General features: G+C 74.3%; 20 protein-coding genes. 5 read left to right on the top strand and 15 right to left on the bottom strand.

What is annotated here, in order from left to right; all coding sequences use genetic code 11:
- Positions 1-14: 14 nt before the first annotated feature.
- A complete protein-coding gene (locus BLP29_RS07515) occupies positions 15-1,436 on the bottom strand; it encodes an FAD-binding oxidoreductase (RefSeq protein ID WP_243469771.1) in 1,422 nt (473 codons plus the stop codon).
- Between the two features lie 92 nt (positions 1,437-1,528).
- Here BLP29_RS07515 and BLP29_RS07510 point away from each other — a divergent pair, with 92 nt between their 5' ends.
- Entirely contained in the window at positions 1,529-2,137 is a 609-nt protein-coding gene (locus tag BLP29_RS07510) for a VTT domain-containing protein (protein ID WP_092801987.1), read from the top strand.
- 52 nt (positions 2,138-2,189) lie between these two features.
- Here BLP29_RS07510 and pyrE read toward each other — a convergent pair whose 3' ends face one another.
- Positions 2,190-2,753, bottom strand: coding sequence for an orotate phosphoribosyltransferase (gene pyrE, locus BLP29_RS07505; RefSeq protein ID WP_092803092.1), 564 nt, complete (start codon positions 2,751-2,753; stop codon positions 2,190-2,192).
- Positions 2,754-2,786: 33 nt separating this feature from the next.
- Here pyrE and BLP29_RS07500 point away from each other — a divergent pair, with 33 nt between their 5' ends.
- Entirely contained in the window at positions 2,787-3,251 is a 465-nt protein-coding gene (locus BLP29_RS07500) for a TspO/MBR family protein (RefSeq protein WP_092801984.1), read from the top strand.
- A 9-nt stretch (positions 3,252-3,260) separates the two neighbouring features.
- On the opposite strand, the gene BLP29_RS07495 is transcribed toward BLP29_RS07500, so the two are convergent.
- On the bottom strand, positions 3,261-3,926 hold the full coding sequence (locus BLP29_RS07495; protein WP_092801981.1) for a fasciclin domain-containing protein: 666 nt from the start codon (positions 3,924-3,926) through the stop codon (positions 3,261-3,263).
- A 104-nt stretch (positions 3,927-4,030) separates the two neighbouring features.
- Here BLP29_RS07495 and BLP29_RS07490 point away from each other — a divergent pair, with 104 nt between their 5' ends.
- Entirely contained in the window at positions 4,031-4,468 is a 438-nt protein-coding gene (locus tag BLP29_RS07490) for a hypothetical protein (RefSeq protein ID WP_092801977.1), read from the top strand.
- Between the two features lie 3 nt (positions 4,469-4,471).
- Here the strand turns inward: BLP29_RS07490 and BLP29_RS07485 are convergent, their stop codons facing one another.
- The 3 genes from BLP29_RS07485 to clpB all read right to left on the bottom strand — a co-directional run bounded on the left by BLP29_RS07485 (position 4,472) and on the right by clpB (position 8,654).
- Entirely contained in the window at positions 4,472-5,122 is a 651-nt protein-coding gene (locus BLP29_RS07485) for a hypothetical protein (protein WP_092801974.1), read from the bottom strand.
- An 88-nt stretch (positions 5,123-5,210) separates the two neighbouring features.
- Positions 5,211-5,897, bottom strand: coding sequence for a hypothetical protein (locus BLP29_RS21230; protein ID WP_207798365.1), 687 nt, complete (start codon positions 5,895-5,897; stop codon positions 5,211-5,213).
- Between the two features lie 105 nt (positions 5,898-6,002).
- Positions 6,003-8,654 (bottom strand): ATP-dependent chaperone ClpB, encoded by a 2,652-nt coding sequence (gene clpB, locus BLP29_RS07475; RefSeq protein ID WP_092801971.1) that lies wholly within the window; start codon positions 8,652-8,654, stop codon positions 6,003-6,005.
- Positions 8,655-8,791: 137 nt separating this feature from the next.
- Between clpB and BLP29_RS07470 the strand changes: the two genes are divergently transcribed.
- Together BLP29_RS07470 and BLP29_RS07465 are read left to right on the top strand one after the other, a co-directional pair.
- Positions 8,792-9,253 (top strand): MarR family winged helix-turn-helix transcriptional regulator, encoded by a 462-nt coding sequence (locus BLP29_RS07470; protein ID WP_092801968.1) that lies wholly within the window; start codon positions 8,792-8,794, stop codon positions 9,251-9,253.
- A gap of 65 nt (positions 9,254-9,318) precedes the next feature.
- Positions 9,319-9,762, top strand: a complete 444-nt coding sequence (locus BLP29_RS07465; RefSeq protein WP_092801965.1) for an OsmC family protein — start codon at positions 9,319-9,321, stop codon at positions 9,760-9,762.
- 73 nt (positions 9,763-9,835) lie between these two features.
- On the opposite strand, the gene BLP29_RS07460 is transcribed toward BLP29_RS07465, so the two are convergent.
- The 9 genes from BLP29_RS07460 to dnaK all read right to left on the bottom strand — a co-directional run bounded on the left by BLP29_RS07460 (position 9,836) and on the right by dnaK (position 19,968).
- Positions 9,836-11,023 (bottom strand): glycerate kinase family protein, encoded by a 1,188-nt coding sequence (locus BLP29_RS07460; protein ID WP_092801962.1) that lies wholly within the window; start codon positions 11,021-11,023, stop codon positions 9,836-9,838.
- A gap of 15 nt (positions 11,024-11,038) precedes the next feature.
- Entirely contained in the window at positions 11,039-12,553 is a 1,515-nt protein-coding gene (locus BLP29_RS07455) for an SLC13 family permease (protein WP_207798364.1), read from the bottom strand.
- Positions 12,554-12,698: 145 nt separating this feature from the next.
- A complete protein-coding gene (locus BLP29_RS07450) occupies positions 12,699-14,441 on the bottom strand; it encodes an MDR family MFS transporter (protein ID WP_243469770.1) in 1,743 nt (580 codons plus the stop codon).
- Positions 14,438-14,917 (bottom strand): MarR family winged helix-turn-helix transcriptional regulator, encoded by a 480-nt coding sequence (locus tag BLP29_RS07445; protein ID WP_092801958.1) that lies wholly within the window; start codon positions 14,915-14,917, stop codon positions 14,438-14,440. The genes BLP29_RS07450 and BLP29_RS07445 overlap by 4 nt, the downstream gene beginning before the upstream one ends.
- Before the next feature lie 143 nt (positions 14,918-15,060).
- The gene (locus BLP29_RS07440) at positions 15,061-15,582 is read right to left on the bottom strand and encodes a MarR family winged helix-turn-helix transcriptional regulator (RefSeq protein ID WP_243469769.1); all 522 of its coding nucleotides are present in this window, start codon (positions 15,580-15,582) and stop codon (positions 15,061-15,063) included.
- A 41-nt stretch (positions 15,583-15,623) separates the two neighbouring features.
- On the bottom strand, positions 15,624-16,052 hold the full coding sequence (locus BLP29_RS07435; RefSeq protein WP_092801955.1) for a heat shock protein transcriptional repressor HspR: 429 nt from the start codon (positions 16,050-16,052) through the stop codon (positions 15,624-15,626).
- A gap of 1 nt (position 16,053) precedes the next feature.
- Complete coding sequence (gene dnaJ, locus BLP29_RS07430) at positions 16,054-17,277, bottom strand: molecular chaperone DnaJ (RefSeq protein ID WP_092801952.1); 1,224 nt, start codon at positions 17,275-17,277, stop codon at positions 16,054-16,056.
- Positions 17,278-17,371: 94 nt separating this feature from the next.
- On the bottom strand, positions 17,372-18,097 hold the full coding sequence (gene grpE / locus BLP29_RS07425; RefSeq protein ID WP_092801949.1) for a nucleotide exchange factor GrpE: 726 nt from the start codon (positions 18,095-18,097) through the stop codon (positions 17,372-17,374).
- Positions 18,094-19,968, bottom strand: coding sequence for a molecular chaperone DnaK (gene dnaK, locus BLP29_RS07420; protein WP_092801946.1), 1,875 nt, complete (start codon positions 19,966-19,968; stop codon positions 18,094-18,096). Before dnaK ends, grpE begins: the two co-directional genes overlap by 4 nt.
- Positions 19,969-20,005: the final 37 nt, after the last annotated feature.

The following is a 20,005-nucleotide window of genomic DNA, read 5'->3' as shown; positions in this document are numbered from 1 at the left end:
CGGGGTGCCCCGACTCAGCCCGCGCTGAACATCTTGCCGGGGTTGAGCAGCCCCGCCGGGTCCAGCGCCCGCTTGATCGAGCGGTGCACGTCGAGCGACACCGGGCCGATCTCGCGCTCGAGCCACTCGCTCTTGAGGTTGCCGACGCCGTGCTCGCCGGTGATCGTGCCGCCCATCGACAGGCCCAGCTCGAGGATGTCGTCGAAGGCCCGGTGCGCGCGCTCGGCCTGCTCGGTGTCGGCAGGGTCGAAGCAGATGGTCGGGTGCATGTTGCCGTCGCCGGCGTGCCCCACCACGCCGATGACCAGGCCGCGCTCACCGGCGACGGCGTCGCAGCCATCGAGGAACGCGGCGATGCGCGAGCGCGGGACGGCGACGTCGTCGATGAGCGTGGTGCCCAGCTGCTCGAGCGCGGGCAGGGCCATGCGGCGGGCGGCCAGCAGCAGGTCACCCTCGGCGGCGTCGTCGGTGACGTGCACCAGCTCGCAGCCGGCGTCGCGGCACAGCTGCGCCAGCACCTCCATCTCGGCGACCGCTGCCTCGCCGCCGGCGTCGGACTGGGCGACCAGCAGGGCGTGGGCATCGCGGTCGAGGTCGGCCTTGAGCAGGTCGTCGACGGCCCGGATGCAGGTGCGGTCCATGACCTCGAACAGGCTGGGGACGACGCCGCAGCTCACCGCGGCCTCCACGACCTGGCCGGTCTGCGCGGTGCTGGAGAACGTGGCCACCAGCGTGACCGGCTTCTGCGGAGCCGGGCGCAGCGACAGGGTGGCCTCGGTGATGACGCCGAGCGTGCCCTCGGACCCGACGAACAGCTTGGGCAGGTCGTAGCCGGCGACGCCCTTGACCGTGCGCCGGCCGGTGCGCAGCACTCGCCCGTCGGCGAGGACGACCTCGAGGCCGAGCACGTAGTCGGTGGTGACGCCGTACTTCACGCAGCACAGGCCGCCGGAGTTGTTGGCCAGGTTGCCGCCGATCGTGCACCAGTCGTAGGACGACGGGTCCGGCGGGTAGAACAGCCCGTGCTGCGCCACCTCGTCGCGCAGCGCCTTGTTCACCACGCCGGGCTGGACGACGGCCAGCCGGTCGGCGGTGGAGACCTCGAGGACGGTGTCCATCCGGGTCATCACCAGCGTGATCGCGCCGTCCACGGCGTTCGCGGCACCCGCCAGGCCCGAACCCGCTCCGCGCGGCACGACCGGCACCCCGTGCGCGTGGGCGATCCGCATGGTCGCCGAGACGTCCGCGGTGGTGCGCGGCAGCACCACCGCGGCCGGCAGCCCGGCCGGGGCGAGCATGGCCTGGTCACGGGCGTAGGCGGCGGTGACGTCGGGGTCGGTGAGCACGCTGTCGCGCCCCAGCGCGGCGGTGAGCTCGTCGAGCCACGCGGGGGTGGCGGCACCTGCGGACGTCGGCGTCACTGTGGTGGCGGTCACGTCGGCCACGGTACGTGGCGCGCGGGGCGGACGGGGCACGCTGGGCGAGCTCCCAGGTGACTCCCAGACTCCGCCCCTACCGTCGTCTCCCCGTGAGCTCCTTCCTCGATCCCGAGCACCTGGTCAACACCTTCGGCCTCATCGGGCTCGTGGTCATCCTGTTCGCCGAGTGCGGACTGCTGGTCGGGTTCTTCCTCCCGGGTGACTCGCTGCTGTTCACCGCCGGCCTGCTGGTGGCCAGCCAGGTGTTCACCGTGCCGCTGTGGGTGCTGCTCGTCGTGCTCCCGCTGGCGGCGATCGCCGGCAACCTGGTCGGCTACTGGATCGGGCGCCGGGTCGGGCCGGCGGTCTTCAGCCGGCCCGACAGCCGCTTGTTCAAGGCCGAGTACGTGCACAAGTCGCAGGCGTTCTTCGACCGCAACGGCAACCGCACGATCCTGCTGGCCCGGTTCGTCCCGATCGTGCGCACCTTCGCCACCGTGATGGCCGGGGCCTCGCTCATGGACTTCCGCCGCTACGCCGTCTGGTCGGTCATCGGGGGCGTGCTGTGGGCCGGTGGCGTGACCGCCCTGGGCTACTGGCTGGGCCAGGTCGCCGTGGTGCGCGCCCACGTCGAGCTGTTCATCCTCGGCATCGTCGCGCTGTCGCTGGTCCCCGTGGTGGTCGAGGTCGTGCGCAGCCGCCAGGGCCGCGCGGCCTAGTCCTCCCAGCCGCCGCCCAGCGGCCGCGCACGGCGGCTCGCCGGCAGGGGGGCTAGGCCAGGCCGAGGTCCTCGAGGGAGAAGGCGGCGCGGTACTCGTGGCCGGCGGCCTCGACGGCCGCACGGGCCCCGCGGTCGACGACGACGGCCACCGCGACCACCTCGGCACCGGCCTCCACCAGCGCCTCGGCGGCGGTGAGCGGGCTGCCGCCGGTGGTGGAGACGTCCTCGACGACCAGCACGCGCCGGCCCGCGACGTCCGGGCCCTCGATGCGGCGCTGCAGGCCGTGCGCCTTGCCCTGCTTGCGCACCACGCAGGCGTCGAGGAAGCCGGCGCCGTCCCCCGCGGCGTGCAGCATGGCCGCGGCGACCGGGTCGGCGCCCAGCGTGAGACCGCCGACCACGTCGTAGTGCAGGTCGGCGGTGAGCTGCCGCATGACGCGGCCCACCAGGGGCGCGCCCTCGTGGTGCAGGGTCAGCCGACGCATGTCGATGTACCAGTCGGCCTCGCGGCCCGAGGAGAGGGTGACCTTGCCGTGCACGACGGCGAGGTCGGTGATGAGCTCGAGCAGGCGGGTCCGGTCGGGGTGGTGCCGGGGGTCAGGCGCAGCCGTCATGCGGCGACCGTAGGCGAGAGCGATCATCGCGGCATGAGCCGCACCTCCGACCGCGTCGCCGCGGCCGCCCTCGCCGTCGGCTCGGCCGTCGTCGGCGGGCTGGCCACCGACCCGTCCAGCCGCTGGTTCGCCCAGCTGGACAAGCCCTCGTTCTACCCGCCGCCGCAGGCCTTCGGCATCGTCTGGACGGCGCTGTACACCGGCATCGCCTGGGCCGGCGGCGAGGTGCTCGCGAAGGGCGACGCGCAGCAGCGCCACGACTTCGGTCAGGCCTACGCGGTGAACCTGGCGCTCAACACAGCCTGGACGCCGATCTTCTTCCGCGCCCACCGCCCGTGGCTGGCCACGCTCGAGTCCGCCGCGTTGACCGCCTCGACGGTCGACCTCGTGCGCCGGGCCGACCAGGTCAGCCGGCCGGCGGCCGCCGCCCTGGTGCCCTACGCGGCCTGGACGGCGTTCGCCACGGTGCTGTCCGGCGCCATCGCCCGCCGCAACTGAGCCCGCCGGTCAGGCCTCGGGCGCCAGCACCTGGTCGATGACGTAGACGGTCGCGTTGGCCGTGGGCAGGTTGCCGCAGACCAAGGTGGCGTCGGCGGCGCCGAGCAGGGTCTGGTCGGCGGCGACGACCGGCGCGTCGGCGGTGCCGGTGACCGTCACGGTGTCGCCGAGCAGCGTGGTGTGCTCGCCGACGAGGTCCTCGGGGGACAGTCGACCGGGGATCGCGTGGTGCTGCAGCACCGAGGTGAGCCGGGGCAGGTCGGCCACGAGCGCGTTGAGCTGATCGGCCGGGACGGCGTCGAAGGCCGCGTTGGCCGGGGCGAGCACCGTGATGCCCGACTGCGCGTCGAGCGCGGCGGTCAGGTTGGCCTGGCCGACCACCGACGCCAGGGTCGACAGCGGGGGCAGGGCGGACGCGGCGGTGCCCACCGGCTGGGTGGCGGCGGCCTGCAGCGCGGCGACCACCGCGGGGTCGGCGGTGAGCTGGGCGCAGCCGGCGCCGACCGGCTCGGTCGAGGCGCTGGTGGGGGCGGCCGAGCTGCTGGCGGTCGACGAGCTCGGGGCCGCGTCGGCGGCGCCGTCGTCGTCGGAGGAGCAGCCGGTGAGCGCCCCGCCGGTCACGAGGGCCACGGCGGCCGCGATCAGGGCGCCGCGGGTGAGGCGGGTGCTGGTCATGGGGACCAGTGTCGGGCATCGGGCCCCCGAGGCCCCCGGGGCCCGCCGAGGCCGGATCCGCAGGGCCTGCCGAGACCGGCGCCGGCACGTGCCAGGCTGGTGCGATGACCGCACCCGTGGCCACTCCCCCGTCGGTCCGCGTGGCCGCCGGGACCCTGCTGGCGCTCGGCGTGCTGCTGGTGGCGAGCGCGACCCTCACCCTGGTCGGCCAGGACGCCGTGGTCGACCGCTTCGTCGCCGCGCAGCCCGACCTGGACCGGGCGGCCACCACCCGGGCCCTGGTGCTCGGCCAGGCGCTCTACCTCGTGCTGGGTGCCGCGGCGGCGGTCGGCGGGGTCGCGCTGCTGCGCCGGCGGCCGTGGGGCCGGTGGCTGGGGCTCACCGCGGCGCTGTTCCTGGGTCTGCGCACCGTGCTGTCCACCGTCACGTCCGGGGGCACCACGGTGTTCTCGTTGCTCGTGCTCGTGCTCTGCGTCGCCGCGGCGACCAGCCTGCTGGCCCGCACGACCCGCGGCTGGCTGGTCGGGCAGGCGGGGAGCTGACGCTCAGCGCAGCCCGGCCGTCCGGCGCTGGCCGCTGACGCGGTACCAGTCGTTGGCTGCCGGCAGCGCCAGCACGGTGGCGGCGGCGACCAGCAGCACGACCTGCAGGACGCCGAGCACGGTGATCACCGCGAGCGGCGCCCGCACCGCGCCGACCAGGCCGACCAGGCCGAGCCCGGCGAACACCCACAGCACGATGCGTGCCCAGTTGTGGCCCTGCCAGGCGAAGGCGGCCATGGTGGCGTAGAGCGCGACGCCGATGAGCGCGAAGACCGCGCCGGCGGTGGTGGCCGCCGTGCTCACGCTGCCGACGAAGGCGTCGGTGAACCCGTTCTCCAGCTCGGTGCCGCTGAACCCCAGGTCGCGGAGTGCCTGCTCGACGTAGGCCTCGCGGTTGGCCAGCACCACCACGGAGCTGACCAGACCCACCACGGCGGCGAGGGCGAACCCCAGGACACCGGCCGTCGCGGTCGCCGGGCGGGCCATGGGCGGCGGCACCGGCCGCGGCGGGCCGTAGCCGAACCCGGGCGCGTAGCCGGGCCCGCCGTAGCCGGTCGGGGGCCCGTACCCGGGCGGGCCGTAGCCGGGCGGGGGCCCGTACCCGGGCGGGCCGTAGCCGAGCGGGGGGCCGTACCCGGGCGGCGGCTGCGTCATCGTGGCCCTCCGGGGCGACGGGTGGGACGGCGGGTGGGACGACGAGGGCCCGCCGGCACCAGGCCGGCGGGCCCCCTGCGCACCGGGGTCAGCGACCCTTCATGGCGGCGTACCACTGGCTCGAGGCCTTCTGCGCCAGGAAGAAGATGCCGACCGCGATGAGCACCAGCTGGATGATGCTGGTGATCGTGATGAGCGCGACGCCGGTGCCGGCGATGTTGAACACCGACAGCAGGCTGAGCCCACCGAGCACGAACAGCACGATGCGCGCCCAGTTCTTGCCCTGCCAGGCGAACCAGATGACGGCGCAGTAGGCGGCGAAGAAGATCAGCCCGAACACCGCGGCGCCGGTGGCCGCGCCGGTGCCGATGCCCGAGAGCGACGCGTCGACCGAGTCGGGGTCGATCCCGGCGTCGCGGTAGGCGTTGTCGAGGATCGCGTCCATGTTGGCGAACGTGACGATCGAGCTGATGAGCCCCACCACGGTGGCCGCCACGAAGGCGTAGATGCCGTTCACCACGGTCTGCGGGCGGGTGGGGGCCGGACCGACGGGGCCACCGAAGCCGGCGTTCGGGGCGGCGGGGTAGGCGCCCTGGCCGTGCCCGGGCTGCTGCCCGTAGCCCTGGGGCTGCTGCCCGTAGCCCTGGGGCTGCTGCCCGTAGCCCTGGGGCTGCTGGCCGTAGCCCTGGGGCTGCTGCCCGTACCCCTGCGGCTGGCCGGGGCCCTGGCCGGGCTGCCCCCACTCGCCGCCGGGCTGTCCCTGTCCTGCGGTCATGCGTCCTCCTCGGTCGGGTCCGGCGCACGCCGGGCGGGAAGATCATGACGGGGATCCGGCCCCGTGGCGAGCCGGAGCGCCGGCCAGGGCAGCCCGGCGCCGCGGTCAGGCGGTCAGGGCGCGCACCTCGCCGCCGTCGTCCCCGCCGTCGCCGGTGCGGTCGTCCGCGGGGGACGCCGCACCGGCTCGGCGCACGGTCAACCCGGCGTCGAGGTCACCGGCGAGGTCGACCTGCACGTCGTCGCCGTCCCGGATGTCGCCGGCCAGCAGCGCCCGGGCCAGCTGGTCGCCGATGGCGGACTGCACGAGCCGGCGCAGCGGCCGGGCGCCGTAGACCGGGTCGAACCCGTTCATCGCCAGCCACTCGCGGGCGGCGTCGGACACCTGCAGGCCCAGTCGGCGCGCCGCCAGGCGGCGGGCGAGGACGGCGACCTGGATGTCGACGATGCCGGTGAGCTCGTCGGTCCCCAGCGGCCGGAACACCACCACGTCGTCGAGGCGGTTGAGGAACTCGGGCTTGAAGTGCGCCCGCACCACCTCGTCGACGGCCCGGCGCTTGGCGTCGGCGGGGATCGACTGGTCGGCGATGACCTGCGAGCCCAGGTTCGACGTCAGCACCAGGATGGTGTTGCGGAAGTCGACCGTGCGGCCCTGGCCGTCGGTGAGCCGGCCGTCGTCGAGCACCTGCAGCAGCACGTCGAAGACGTCGGGGTGGGCCTTCTCGACCTCGTCGAGCAGCACGATCGTGTACGGACGACGCCGCACCGCCTCGGTCAGCTGGCCGCCGGCCTCGTACCCGACGTAGCCGGGGGGCGCCCCGACCAGGCGGGAGACCGAGTGCTTCTCGGAGTACTCGCTCATGTCGATGCGGACCATCGCCCGCTCGTCGTCGAACAGGAACTCCGCCAGCGCCTTGGCCAGCTCGGTCTTGCCCACACCGGTGGGGCCCAGGAAGAGGAACGAGCCGGTGGGGCGGTCGGGGTCAGCGACGCCGGACCGGGCCCGGCGCACCGCGTCGGCGACGGCGCGCACAGCCTCGGGCTGACCCACGACACGTCCGGCGAGGACGTCCTCCATGCGCAGCAGCTTGGCGGTCTCGCCCTCCAGCAGCCGGCCGGCCGGGATGCCGGTCCAGGACTGCACGACCTCGGCGATGTCGTCGGGGCCGACCTCCTCCTTGAGCATGGAGGCGTCGGCCGTGGCGCCCGAGGCCTCGGCCAGGGCCTTCTCCAGCGCCGGCAGCTGCCCGTAGCGCAGCTCGGCGACGCGGGCGAGGTCGCCGTCGCGCTCGGCCCGCTCGGCCTCGGAGCGGACGGCCTCCAGCCGCTCCTTGGTCTCGCGGATGCGGTCGATGGCGCCCTTGTCCTGCTGCCAGCGGGCGGTCAGCTCGTCGAGCAGCTCGCGCCGGTCGGCGAGGTCCTCGCGCAGCGCGACCAGCCGGGCCTGCGACCCCTCGTCGTCCTCCTTGGCCAGCGCCATCTCCTCGATCTCCAGGCGCCGCACGACCCGCTCGACCTCGTCGACCTCGACCGGGCGGCTGTCGATCTCCATGCGCAGCCGGCTGGCGGCCTCGTCGACCAGGTCGATGGCCTTGTCGGGCAGGAACCGGGCGGTGACGTAGCGGTCGGACAGGGTGGCGGCCGAGACGATCGCGGCGTCGGTGATGCGCACGCCGTGGTGCACCTCGTAGCGCTCCTTGAGCCCGCGGAGGATGCCGATGGTGTCCTCGACGGTGGGCTCGCCGACGAACACCTGCTGGAACCGCCGCTCGAGCGCCGGGTCCTTCTCGATGTGCTCGCGGAACTCGTCGAGGGTGGTGGCGCCGACCATGCGCAGCTCGCCGCGGGCCAGCATCGGCTTGATCATGTTGCCGGCGTCCATGGCCGAGTCGCCGCTCGCGCCGGCGCCCACGATGGTGTGCAGCTCGTCGATGAAGGTGACGACCTCCCCGTCGCTCTCGGTGATCTCCTGGAGCACGGCCTTGAGCCGCTCCTCGAACTCACCGCGGAACTTGGCGCCGGCCACCATGGCCGAGAGGTCCAGCGACATCAGCCGCTTGCCCTTGAGGCTCTCGGGGACGTCGCCGGCGACCATGCGCTGGGCCAGGCCCTCGACGATGGCCGTCTTGCCGACGCCGGGCTCGCCGATGAGCACCGGGTTGTTCTTGGTGCGGCGGGAGAGCACCTGCACGACCCGGCGGATCTCGGTGTCGCGCCCGATGACCGGGTCCATCTTGCCCTCGCGGGCCCGCTCGGTGAGGTCGACGGCGTACTTCTCCAGAGCCTTGTAGGTGCCCTCCGGGTCCTCCGAGGTGACCTTGCGGTTGCCGCGCACCGTGCGGAAGGCGGCGAGGAGGGCGTCGTCGGTGGCCCCGGCCCCCGTGAGGACGGCGCCGGCCTCACCGCCCACGCTGGCCAGGCCGACGAGCAGGTGCTCGGTCGAGACGAACTCGTCGCCGAGCGCGGTGGCCTGCTCACCCGCGGCGTTGACCACGCGGAGGAAGTCGCGGGACGGCGCGGGGGCGGCGACCGTCGAGCCGGACACGCTGGGCATGCGGCGCACGGCGGCGTCGGCCGCCGCCCGCACCTGGCCGGGCTGGGCGCCCGCGGCCTGCAGCAGCGGGCCGGTGATGCCGTCGGTCTGGTCGAGCAGCGCGAGCAGCAGGTGCAGCGGCTCGAGCGCCGCCTGGCCGCGGTCGACCGCCAGCCGCTGGGCCGCGGCGATGGCCTCCTGCGAACGGGTGGTCAACTTGTCCATGGTCGAGGGGTACCTCTCTCGGTCGGGGTGTCACCGGACCCAACGATCGCAGGGTTGAGTCTGTTCCGCTCAACTTGTCACGAGGATGCGAGACCGCCCGGCTCACATCGTTGGCCCGCGCCCCCTAGGCTGGGAGGATGCCGGACACGCCGCCGCCCAGTGTGGAACTCGACGACCAGCTCTGCTTCGCGCTCTACGCGGCCTCGCGTGCGGTCACCGCCCGGTACCGCCCCATGCTGGACAAGATGGGGCTCACCTACCCCCAGTACCTGGTCATGATGCTGCTCTGGGAGACCGACGGGCAGACCGTCGGCCAGCTCGGCAGCCGGCTGGCGCTCGACTCCGGCACGCTCTCGCCGCTGCTCAAGCGGCTGACCGCAGCCGGCCTGGTCACCCGCCACCGCCGGGTCGACGACGAGCGCTCGGTGTCCATCGTGCTCACCGAGGCCGGACGGGCGCTGGAGTCCCAGGCGCTCGATGTGTCGTCGGAGATGATCGGGGCACTGGGTCTGACGATCGCGGAGTTCGACCACCTCAAGACCGAGCTGCGGGCCCTGACCGACAAGGTCTCCACGAACGGGAACACCGCACCGGCCTGATCGGTTGTGCGCGATCGAAAGGTCCGCCGGTCGGCGGTGGACCGGACGAGCACGAAGGAGCACCGATGCCCACCCGTACCGCACGCACCGCCTGGAACGGCACCCTCGAGGAGGGCTCGGGCCAGGTCGAGCTCACCAGCTCCCAGGTCGGCACCTACGACGTGTCGTTCCCCAAGCGCGCAGCCGACGACGCCGGCGGCACCACCTCCCCCGAGGAGCTCATCGCCGCGGCCCACTCGGCCTGCTACGCGATGCAGTTCTCGGCCCTGATCGCGCAGGCCGGCGGCACCCCGGAGAGCCTCGAGGTGTCCGCCGACGTCTCCCTCGGCCCGGACTCCGCCAACGGCGGCTTCAAGCTCACCGGCATCAAGCTCACCGTCCGCGGTGAGGTCTCGGGCCTCGACGAGGCCGGCTTCAAGCAGGCCGCCGAGGACGCCAAGGCCGGCTGCCCCGTGAGCAAGGCCCTCACCGGCGTGGACATCACCCTGGACGCCGCGCTCGTCTCCTGATCCACCCCACCTGGTCCACGCAGCAGGGCCCGTCCCCTCCCCGGGGGCGGGCCCTGCCGCGTCCGGCGGGCGCTCACGCCGCCCGCCGGCCGCCGGTCTGCACGTCGAACCCGACCAGCACCGCCCGCACCAGCGACTCCGCTGCCGCGCTCACCAGGGGTGCCGCATCGGCCATCGCCCGGCGCAGCGACATCGGGCCGGTCACGATGCTGCTCACCGCGGCGACCCCCATTCCGTGCACGGACTCCCAGCCCTCCCCGAGCGTGCCGGCCAGAGCCACCACCGGCACCCCGGCGGCGCGGCAGCGGCGCGCGACCTCGGCGGGCACCTTGCCGTGCGGCGTCTGCGCGTCCAGCTGGCCCTCGGCGGTGATGACCAGGTCGGCCGCGGCGATGAGCTCGTCGAGGGACTGCCCGGTGAGCGCGTCGTCGAGGAAGACGTCGAACCGGCAGGCGATGGTGGCCCCCACGGCGACCAGCCCGGCGCCCAGCCCACCGGAGGCACCCGCGCCCGGCAGCACCGCCACCTCGGTGCCGCAGGCCCGCTCCACGACCCGGGCCCACCGGTCCATGGCGGTGACCAGCAGCTCGACCTGCTCGGGGGTGGCGCCCTTCTGCGGGCCGAACACCCGGGCGACGCCGTGCGGACCGGTCAGCAGGTTGGTGGTGTTGCCGGCGACCACCAGCTCGACGTCGGCCAGCCGGGGGTCCACCCCGGACAGGTCCAGCTCCACCACGTCGGCCAGTGCGGCGGCGCCGCGACCGAGCTCGCGGCCGTGCGGGCCGACCAGCCGGGCGCCGAGGGCCTGCAGCGCACCGGCGCCGCCGTCGCTGGTCCCGGAGTCCCCGCAGCCCACCACGATCCGCCGGCACCCCGTGTCCAGCGCGGCCAGCAGCAGCTCGCCCACGCCGGCGGTCGTCGTCCGGGTGGGGTCGCGGCGGTCGGCCGGCACCAGCGACAGCCCGGCCGCCGAGGCCATGTCGACCACCGCCGTGCCTGCGGCGGAGCCGCCCAGCAGGGCTACGTGGGCCCGCACCGGGTCACCCACGGGCCCGGTGACCTCGACGGGCACGACGGAGCCGCCCGTGGCGGCAGCCAGCGCGGCCGCCGAGCCCTCCCCGCCGTCCACGAGCGGCATCCGGTCGACGACGGCGTCGGGCACGGCGCGGTGGACGCCGCGGGCGATCGCCGCGGCGACCTCCGTGGTGTCCAGGCACTCCTTGAAACCGCTGGGGGCGACGAGCACGCGGGTCAGCGTCATGACGGACCTTCTTCCTCAGGAGGGGAGGTACGGCAGGCCGAGGACCGGCCAGCCGACGAGCACGAAGAGCAGGACGAGGGCGGCGGTCATCGGCCCGAGCGGGAGCGCGAGGCGGCGCAGGTCACGGGCGTCGTAGGTGGGCACGCCCTCGACCCGGGCGAAGATGGCCACGGGCTTGGCGGAGGCCGGCAGGGTGTGGCAGAAGCCGGCGGCCGCGGTGGAGGCCAGCGCCGCAGCGACGGGGTCGACCCCGGCGGCCGGCGACAGCGCCACCACCAGGGGCACCAGCACCGCCGAGCGCGCCGAGCGCGACGCGATGACCAGGTGCGCGGCCGTCGAGACCACCACCACCGCCACGAGGAAGGCCACCGGCGACCCGGTCAGCGGTCCGACGGCCAGCGCGGCGAGGGCCTGGGCGGCCCCCGACTCCAGCAGCGCGGTGCCCAGCGCGAGGGTGGCGGCCAGGAAGAGCAGCAGCGACCAGGGCACCTGGGCCAGCGCCCGGCCCAGCGAGGTGCCGGTGACACCCGGTGCGGTGGCCACCAGCGCCGCGCCGAGGGCGACCACTGCCGGGTCGACCCCGTGCAGGCCCTCGGAGCACCACAGGACGACGACCACCACCAGCAGCCCGAGCACCCGACGCTCGGCCGGGCGCAGCCGACGGGGCGTGCCGGTGCCGGCGGCGAGGGCCGCCCCGTCCACGACCAGCGGACGACGGCGCTCGGCCCGGTCGGCGGTCTGCCGCAGCACCAGCTCCGCCGCGGTGTGCGAGCTGACCAGGGCCAGCGGGAGGCCGAGCACCAGCCACCGCAGGAAGGACACACCGTCCCCGGTGGCCTCCTCGAGCACCGCGCTGGTGACCAGGTGCGCGCCGGCGCCGAGCAGCGACCCGACCGCCGACAGCAGGACGACGGTGGGCACGAGCAGGGCCAGCCCGCGCACCAGCTGCGGCCGGTCGGCCAGCACCCGGGCCAGGACGAGGAAGACCGGGAGGGCCAGGGCGGCCCGACCCGAGGTCGAGGGCACCGCGAAGGTCGTGCCGACCAGCGCGAGGGTGGTCAGCTGGAACAGGCCCCGCGGGCTGCGCGCCCGGGCGAGCAGGTGGCCCGCGGCCCGGTCGGCGAGGCCGGAGCCGGCCACCGCCACCCCGAGCACGAAGGCGGCGACCAGCAGCCACACGACCTCGTCGCCCAGGCCGCCGAAGAGGACGTCGGTGTCCAGCGCGCCGGTGACGGCCAGCAGCAGCGCCGCGGCCAGCGCGACGGCCGTGTCGTCGAGGTCGGTGGCCACCCAGGCCCAGGTGGCCAGGGCGAACACCGCGAGCGTCCAGGCCGCCGTGGGCGGCAGTCCGCCGAGCAGCCCGGCCAGTGCCGTGGCCAGCAGCGCCGCGGCCAGGACGGCCAGGCCGACCAGCCCGGCCGCACCCGTGCAGCCGATCCGCGTCGCGAGCGCGTGCCGCAGCCGCCCGGCCCGGCCCGGGCGCGGGGCGACCAGGTGCGTGACCCGGTCGGGCGTCGTGGAGGTGAGCACGAGGAGAACGGTGGTCGTCGCCGGGGTGAGGACCGTGAGACGGCGATGGCAGGTCTCTCACGCGACGCCGAGGGGCGCCCGTCGCGGACGGGCGCCCCTCGGGTGGTGCCGATCAGCAGGTGTGCCGGTCAGCAGGTGGTGCCGGTCAGCGGATGGCGGACACCGGCTCGGGCGCCTCGTGCCGGCCGTGCTGGTCCTCGTCCTCGCCCAGGATGCTGTCGACCCGCACCGGCTCGGCGGGCGCCTGCGTGCCGCCCACCGCGTGCCGGCCGGCCAGCAGCTGGTCGACGTCCGCGGTGCTGCCGGTGGCGGCGGGGGCCGCACCGTCGCGCTCCTGGCTGGCCCGCTCGTCACCGCTCTCGGTGCGCAGCGCGACCTCGCGGATGAGGAGCACGGAGACGACGGTGATGACCGACAGCAGCGCGGCGATGAGGAAGATCCGCCCGGTCGCGTCGCCGTAGGAGACCCGGATGAGGCTCTGGATCGCCGGCGGGGCGTCGGCCAGGGAGGCCAGCCCGACGTCGCCGCCCCCGGCCTGGGCGGCCGCACCGGCCGGGAGCCCGTCGGTGATCAACGTGGTGACCCGGGCGCTGAGCACCGCACCCAGCACCGAGACGCCGATGGTGCCGCCGAGGCTGCGGAAGAAGGCCACCGCCGAGCTGGCCGCACCGAGGTCGGTGGCCGCGACGGTGTTCTGCACCGCCAGCACGAGGTTCTGCATCGTCATGCCGATGCCCAGGCCCAGGACGGCGAGGAACCCGCCGAGCAGCACCATGTTCGTGGCGTGGTCGATGGTGGAGAGCAGGCCGAACCCGATGGCCACCAGCACCGAGCCGGTGACCAGGTAGGCCTTCCAGCGGCCGTAGCGGGAGATCAGGATCCCGGACACGGTCGAGGAGACCAGCAGGCCGCCGACCATCGGGATCGTGAGCAGCCCGGCCGCGGTCGGCGAGTAACCGCGGGAGATCTGCAGGTACTGGCCGAGGAACACGGTCGAGCCGAACAGGGCCACGCCGACGGCGACCGAGGCGATGATGGCCAGCGTCGTCGTCCGGTCGCGGAACAGCCGCAGCGGGACGATGGGCTCCTTGGCCCGCATCTCGGTGACGACGAACGCGACCACCGCGAGCACGCCGCCGCCGACCATGAGCAGGGTCTCCAGCGAGAGCCAGGCGAAGGTGTCGCCGGCCAGGGTGACCCAGATGAGCAGCAGGGAGACACCGGCGGTCAGGAACGCCGCACCCAGGTAGTCGATGCTCACGTCGCGCTTGACGGTGGGCAGGTGCAGCGTGCGCTGCAGCAGCACCAGGGCGACGACGGCGAACGGGACGCCGACGAAGAAGCACCAGCGCCAGCCCAGCCAGCTCGTGTCGACCAGCAGGCCACCGATGAGCGGGCCGCCGACGGTCGCCACGGCCATCACGCCGCCGAGCAGACCGGAGTACCGGCCACGCTCGCGGGGGCTGATCATCGCGGCCATCGCGATCTGCACCAGCGCCTGCAGGCCACCCAGGCCCAGGCCCTGCAGCACGCGCCAGCCGATCAGCGTGGGCACCGACTGGGCGAGCCCGGCCAGCATCGAGCCGACCACGAACACCACGATGGCGATCTGCACGAGCAGCTTCTTGCTCATGAGGTCGGCCAGCTTGCCCCAGATGGGCGTCGAGGCGGTGCTGGCCAGCAGGGTCGCGGTGACCACCCAGGTGTACTGGCTCTGGCTGCCGCGCAGGTCGGTGATGATCGTCGGCAGGGCGTTCGAGACGACGGTCGAGGACAGGAAGGCGACGAACAGGGCGAGCAGCAGGCCGGAGAGCGCCTCCAGGATCTGCCGGTGGGTCATCCGGCCCTGCTGCTGCGCCGGGGCGACCTCGGCGGTGGGGCTGGTCATGCGGGGATCTCCTGCGGGTGGGAGGTGGGGGCGAGCTCGGGGAGCAGGTCGGCCACGAGCCGGTCCAGGAGGTGGCAGAGGGTCTCGGCCTCCTCCTGGGTCCAGTCGGCGAGCGCGGCGGTCGTCCAGGAGGCGCGCACCTCGCGGGTGCGCGCCAGGGCGGCCGAGCCCGCCTCGCTCAGGCCGATGAGGCTGGCCCGCCCGTCGAGGGGGTCCGGACGCCGGACGACGTAGCCGGCGCGCTCGAGGGCGGCCACCTGACGGCTGACGACGGAGCCGTCCACGCCGACCGCGGCGGCCAGGGCACTGCAGCGCTGCTCGCCGTCCCTCTCGAGCGGGACCAGCAGCGCCCAGCCGAAGCTGGGTAGGTCGCCGTACAGCTCGTGCGCGGCGCGCTGGGACAGGTGGCGGCCGGCCCGGACGAGCTGCCCCAGACCGGAGGTGAGCCGGTCGGCGGTGTGCGCGGCGATCTGCACGGGACCCTCCAGGTTTGCTTGTAGACCTCAACCATCTTCACGCAGATGGTTGTTGTCTGCAACCTAGAGACCGGAGACCTGCCTCACGGACGACGACGGCCGCGCCCCGGATGGGGCGCGGCCGTCGTCGAGGAGCGGTGCGGTCAGGCCTCGTCGCCGCCGGTGGCCTGGGCCTCGCGGGCCTCGCCGAGCCGGTTCAGCCGGCCGAGCAGGGTGCCGAGGGTGGCGACGTCCGCAGTCGGCCAGTGGGCCAGGTCGGCCTCCCAGCGGGCCCGGCGGGCGTCGCGGATCTCCGAGAGCCGGCGATGGCCCTCCTCGGAGGTGCTCAGCACCTGCGCGCGGCCGTCGTCGGGGTCGGCGACCCGGTCGACCAAGCCGGCCTCGACCAGCGAGGCGACCTGCCGGCTGACCGTCGACTTGTCCAGACCCAGCCGCACGACGACGTCGCTGGCGCGCAGCGGGCCGGCGTCGTCGAGCAGCACGAGCAGCCCGTAGGCGGCGCCGTCGAGACCGCGGTGCAGCTCACCGGCCAGCCGGCCCTGGATCGCCCGCGCACGGCGCAGCAGCAGGGCGATCTCGCGCTCGAGGGCGACGTGCGCCTCGTGGGCGGCGGGGTCGATGACGGGGGCGATGTCAGCGGCGTCGACGGGGGCTGCGGTGCTCACACCCTGCTCCACGAGCACGGGCCGCTCCGGGTTCCCGCTGGTCACCGGGAACTCCGCGGGCCACGGGGCCGCCAGACCACCAGCGCGGTGCCCGGGGACGGGTGGCCGAAGTCGGACCGGAACCCGGCGGCGGCCGCCTCGGCGCTCAGGGCACGGTGCCGGGTGTCGTCGAGCTCGGCCAGCAGCTCGCGGACCCGGTCCTGCAGCGCCTCGACCTGCGACTCGAGCTCGATGATCCGCTTGATGCCCGCGAGGTTGACGCCGTCCTCCTGGGACAGCCGCTGCACCTCGCGCAGCAGGGCGACGTCGCGCGGGCTGTACCGCCGCCCACCGCCGGCCGTGCGGCCGGGGCTGACGAGTCCGAGGCGGTCGTACTGGCGCAGCGTCTGCGCGTGCATCCCGGCCAACTGGGCCGCCACCGAGATCACGAAGACCGGGGCGTCGTCGGCCACCGACCTGGGCTCGCTCACCTCATGCACCCCCTCCGGCCCGCACCGCGGCGGTCACGTCGGGGCGCGGGTCGTCGTCGAGCTGACCGGCCAACGCCTCGACGGCGGCGCGCGCCTCGGGGGTCAGCGACCCGGGCACGGCGATGCTCACGGTGACCAGCAGGTCACCGGTGCGCGACTTGCCGGGCACCCCGCGCCCGCGCACCCGGAAGGTGCGCCCGCCGGACGTGCCCGGCGGGACCTTGAGGGAGACCGTGCCGTCGAGGGTGGGCACGGTCAGGGTGGTCCCGAGGGCGGCCTCGGCGAAGCTGATGGGGACGTCGAGGGTCAGGTCGTCGCCGCTGCGGCCGAACAGCTCGCTGCCGGTGACGTGGACGACGACGAACAGGTCGCCCGCCGGCCCGCCGCGCCGACCCGGGGCACCCTTGCCGGCCAGCCGGATGCGCTGGCCGTCCTTCACCCCGGCCGGGATGCGCACGGTGATGGTGCGCACCTGGTCGGTGATCCCACTGCCCTTGCAGGTGGCGCAGGGGTCGTCGACGACCGACCCGCTGCCGCGGCACTCGCGGCAGGGCTCGGAGAAGGCGAAGGCACCCTGGCTGCGGCTGGTGACGCCGGCACCGTTGCAGACCGGACAGGTGTGCGGGGCGGTGCCGGGCTTGGCGCCGCTGCCGTGGCAGGTCGGGCACGAGCCCGGGCTCTGCATGCGCAGCGGCACGGTCACGCCGAGCACGGCCTCGTCGAAGGCCAGCGTGGCCTCGGTCTCGACGTCCTGCCCGCGGGCCGGGCCGGACGCGGCCTGCTGCCGGCTGCGGGTGCTGCCGGCACCTGCCCCGCCACCGCCGAACAGACCGCCGAACAGGTCCCCGAGGCCACCGCCGCGGGCGCCGGCGCCCTGCCCCGCGGCACCGAACAGGTCGCCGAGGTCGAAGGGCTGACCGGCGCCGGCCTGCCCGTAGCCCCCGGCCGACGGGAACCCGCCACCGGCGCCGGGGCGGAACCCCCCGCCGGTGAACAGCCGGCGGGCGTCGTCGTACTCCTTGCGCTTCTGGACGTCGGACAGGACCCCGTAGGCCTCCGACGCCTCCTTGAACTTGGCCTCGGCCTGCGCGTTGCCCGGGTTCTTGTCCGGGTGCAGGTCACGGGCCAGCGCACGGTAGGCCTTCTTGATCGTGGCCGCGTCGGCGTCCTTGGCGACGCCCAGCGCGGCGTAGTAGTCCTTCTCAATGAAGTCCCGGGTGCTCATCGGGCGCCCCCCTCCTGCTCGGTGTGCGTCCGGCGGCCGGACGGGATGGTCGGGTGCGGGCGGGGCGAGCTGTGCTCACCCCGCCCGCGCGGGGCTACCCGGCCGGGGTCTCCCCCGCCGGCGCCTCGGACGCCGGAGCAGGGTTCTCGGGGTCGCTGACGCCCACCATGGCGGTGCGCAGCACCCGCTCGCCGCGCCGGAAGCCCGGACGCAGCACGGTGGTCGCCGTCGGCACCTGCACCTCGGCCGAGGTGTCGTGCAGCACGGCCTCGTGCAGGGCCGGGTCGAACGGGTCACCGGGCGCACCGAAGGTGCTCACGCCCAGGCCGTCCAGCAGGCCCAGCACCCGGTCAGCGACGACCTTGAACGCGCCGGTCAGGTCGCCGTGCTCGCGGGCGCGCTCGATGTCGTCGACGACCGGGATCAGCTGCAGGGCGAACTTCTCCGCCGCCTGGTCGACCACCGCGACCCGGTCGCGGTCGACCCGCCGCCGGTAGTTGGCGTACTCGGCGGTGACCCGCTGGAGGTCCTCGGTGCGCTCGGCCAGCTGCCGGGCGGTGTCGTCGTCGGCCAGCTCGGCCGGGGTGTCGGGGACCTCGGGGGTCACCTCGTCGGGCTGGTCGGCCGCGGGGGCCGGACCGGTGTTCTCGCTCATCTGCTCCCCTGGGGTGGCTGTCGACCCTGCGTGACCTGCGGTGCCGCCCGGGGAGACCGTGGTCTCCCCGGGCGGCACCCGCACCTGGCCGCTGGTCGGGTCGATCCTGCGCTTGTCACGGATGACGACGCGCGGGGTCTCCTCGTCCTGCGGTCGGTCGGTCACTTCTTGTCGGTGTCCTCGTCCACGATCTCGGCGTCGACGACGTCGTCGTCGGCACCGGCGGTCGCGCCCGCGGCCCCGGCGGCACCGGCGCCGGCGGCACCCGGCTGGCCCTCGGCCCCGGCGTTCTCCGCCTGCTGGGCGTAGAGGGCGCCGCCGACCTCCTGCGAGATGCGGGCGACGTTCTCCTGCGCGGTCTTGATCGCCGCGATGTCCGAGCCACCCAGGGCCGAGCGCAGGTCGGTCAGCGCCGCACCGAGCTCGTCCTTCTTGTCCTCGGGGATCTTGTCGCCGTTCTCCGCCAGGAACTTCTCGGTCTGGTACTGGAGGGACTCGGCCAGGTTGCGGGTCTCGGCCTCGTCGCGGCGCTTCTTGTCCTCCTCGGCGTGGGCCTCGGCGTCCTTCATCATCCGCTCGATGTCGTCCTTGGGCAGCGCCGAGCCGCCGGTGATCGTCATCGACTGCTCCTTGCCCGTGCCGAGGTCCTTGGCGTGGACGTGCACGATGCCGTTGGCGTCGATGTCGAAGGCGACCTCGATCTGCGGCACCCCGCGGGGGGCCGGCGGCAGCCCGGTGAGCTCGAACATCCCGAGCTTCTTGTTGTAGGCGGCCATCTCGCGCTCGCCCTGGAAGACCTGGATCTGCACGGAGGGCTGGTTGTCGTCGGCCGTCGTGAAGATCTCCGAGCGCTTGGTCGGGATCGTGGTGTTGCGCTCGATGAGCTTGGTCATGATCCCGCCCTTGGTCTCGATGCCCAGGGACAGCGGGGTCACGTCGAGCAGCAGGACGTCCTTGACCTCGCCGCGGAGCACGCCGGCCTGCAGCGCGGCACCGATGGCGACGACCTCGTCGGGGTTGACGCCCTTGTTGGGCTCCTGGCCACCGGTCAGCTCGCGGACCAGCTCGGACACGGCCGGCATGCGGGTGGACCCACCCACGAGGACGACGTGGTCGATCTGGCCGACGGAGATGCCGGCGTCGCGGACGGCCTGGTTGAACGGGGCCTTGGTGCGGTCGAGCAGCGACTGGGTCAGCCGCTGGAACTCCGCGCGGGTGATGGTGACGTCCAGGTGCAGCGGGCCGTCGGCACCGGCGGTGATGTAGGGCAGGTTCACGTTCGTGGACTGCGCGCCCGACAGCTCGATCTTGGCCTTCTCGGCCGCCTCGCGCAGGCGCTGCATGGCCAGCTTGTCCTTGGACAGGTCGATGCCGTTGGCGGCGTTGAACTGCTTCACCAGGTGGTCCATGACGGCCTGGTCCCAGTCGTCACCACCGAGCTGGTTGTCACCGGCGGTGGCCTTGACCTCGATGACGCCGTCGCCGATCTCGAGCAGGCTGACGTCGAAGGTGCCGCCGCCGAGGTCGAAGACCAGGATGGTCTGCTCGGTCTCGCCCTTGTCCAGGCCGTAGGCCAGGGCCGCGGCGGTGGGCTCGTTGACGATGCGCAGGACGTTCAGGCCCGCGATCTCGCCGGCCTCCTTGGTCGCCTGGCGCTGGGCGTCCTCGAAGTAGGCGGGGACCGTGATGACGGCCTCGGTGACCGGCTCGCCCAGGTAGGTCTCGGCGTCGCGCTTGAGCTTCTGCAGCACGCGGGCGCTGATCTCCTGCGGGGTGTACTGCTTGCCGTCGATGTCGGCGGTCTTCCAGTCGGTGCCCATGTGGCGCTTGACCGAGCGGATGGTGCGGTCGACGTTGGTGACGGCCTGGTTCTTGGCGGACTGGCCGACCAGCACCTCGCCGTTCTTGGCGAAGGCGACGACCGACGGGGTGGTGCGGGAGCCCTCGGAGTTGGCGATGACGGTGGGCTCGCCACCCTCCAGGACGGTGACGACGGAGTTCGTGGTGCCGAGGTCGATGCCGACAGCTCGTGCCATGGGGAGTTGGCCCTTCTCGTGCGGTGTCAGGTGCGGT

It is taken from the genome of Klenkia marina (assembly GCF_900101025.1).
GTDB lineage: Bacteria > Actinomycetota > Actinomycetes > Mycobacteriales > Geodermatophilaceae > Klenkia > Klenkia marina.
The sequence above is the reverse complement of the archived record's forward strand: the minus strand, read 5'-3'. Positions and strand labels throughout refer to the sequence as shown.

Coding starts and splice junctions, on each gene's coding strand:
- BLP29_RS07500 (WP_092801984.1), top strand. CDS start 2,787: ATGAGCCGCACCTCCGACCGCGTCGCCGCGGCCGCCCTCGCCGTCGGC.
- pyrE (WP_092803092.1), bottom strand. CDS start 2,753: ATGACGGCTGCGCCTGACCCCCGGCACCACCCCGACCGGACCCGCCTG.
- BLP29_RS07460 (WP_092801962.1), bottom strand. CDS start 11,023: ATGACGCTGACCCGCGTGCTCGTCGCCCCCAGCGGTTTCAAGGAGTGC.
- clpB (WP_092801971.1), bottom strand. CDS start 8,654: ATGGACAAGTTGACCACCCGTTCGCAGGAGGCCATCGCCGCGGCCCAG.
- dnaK (WP_092801946.1), bottom strand. CDS start 19,968: ATGGCACGAGCTGTCGGCATCGACCTCGGCACCACGAACTCCGTCGTC.
- BLP29_RS07495 (WP_092801981.1), bottom strand. CDS start 3,926: ATGACCAGCACCCGCCTCACCCGCGGCGCCCTGATCGCGGCCGCCGTG.
- dnaJ (WP_092801952.1), bottom strand. CDS start 17,277: ATGAGCACCCGGGACTTCATTGAGAAGGACTACTACGCCGCGCTGGGC.
- BLP29_RS07485 (WP_092801974.1), bottom strand. CDS start 5,122: ATGACGCAGCCGCCGCCCGGGTACGGCCCCCCGCTCGGCTACGGCCCG.
- BLP29_RS07465 (WP_092801965.1), top strand. CDS start 9,319: ATGCCCACCCGTACCGCACGCACCGCCTGGAACGGCACCCTCGAGGAG.
- BLP29_RS07490 (WP_092801977.1), top strand. CDS start 4,031: ATGACCGCACCCGTGGCCACTCCCCCGTCGGTCCGCGTGGCCGCCGGG.
- BLP29_RS07450 (WP_243469770.1), bottom strand. CDS start 14,441: ATGACCAGCCCCACCGCCGAGGTCGCCCCGGCGCAGCAGCAGGGCCGG.
- BLP29_RS07470 (WP_092801968.1), top strand. CDS start 8,792: ATGCCGGACACGCCGCCGCCCAGTGTGGAACTCGACGACCAGCTCTGC.
- BLP29_RS21230 (WP_207798365.1), bottom strand. CDS start 5,897: ATGACCGCAGGACAGGGACAGCCCGGCGGCGAGTGGGGGCAGCCCGGC.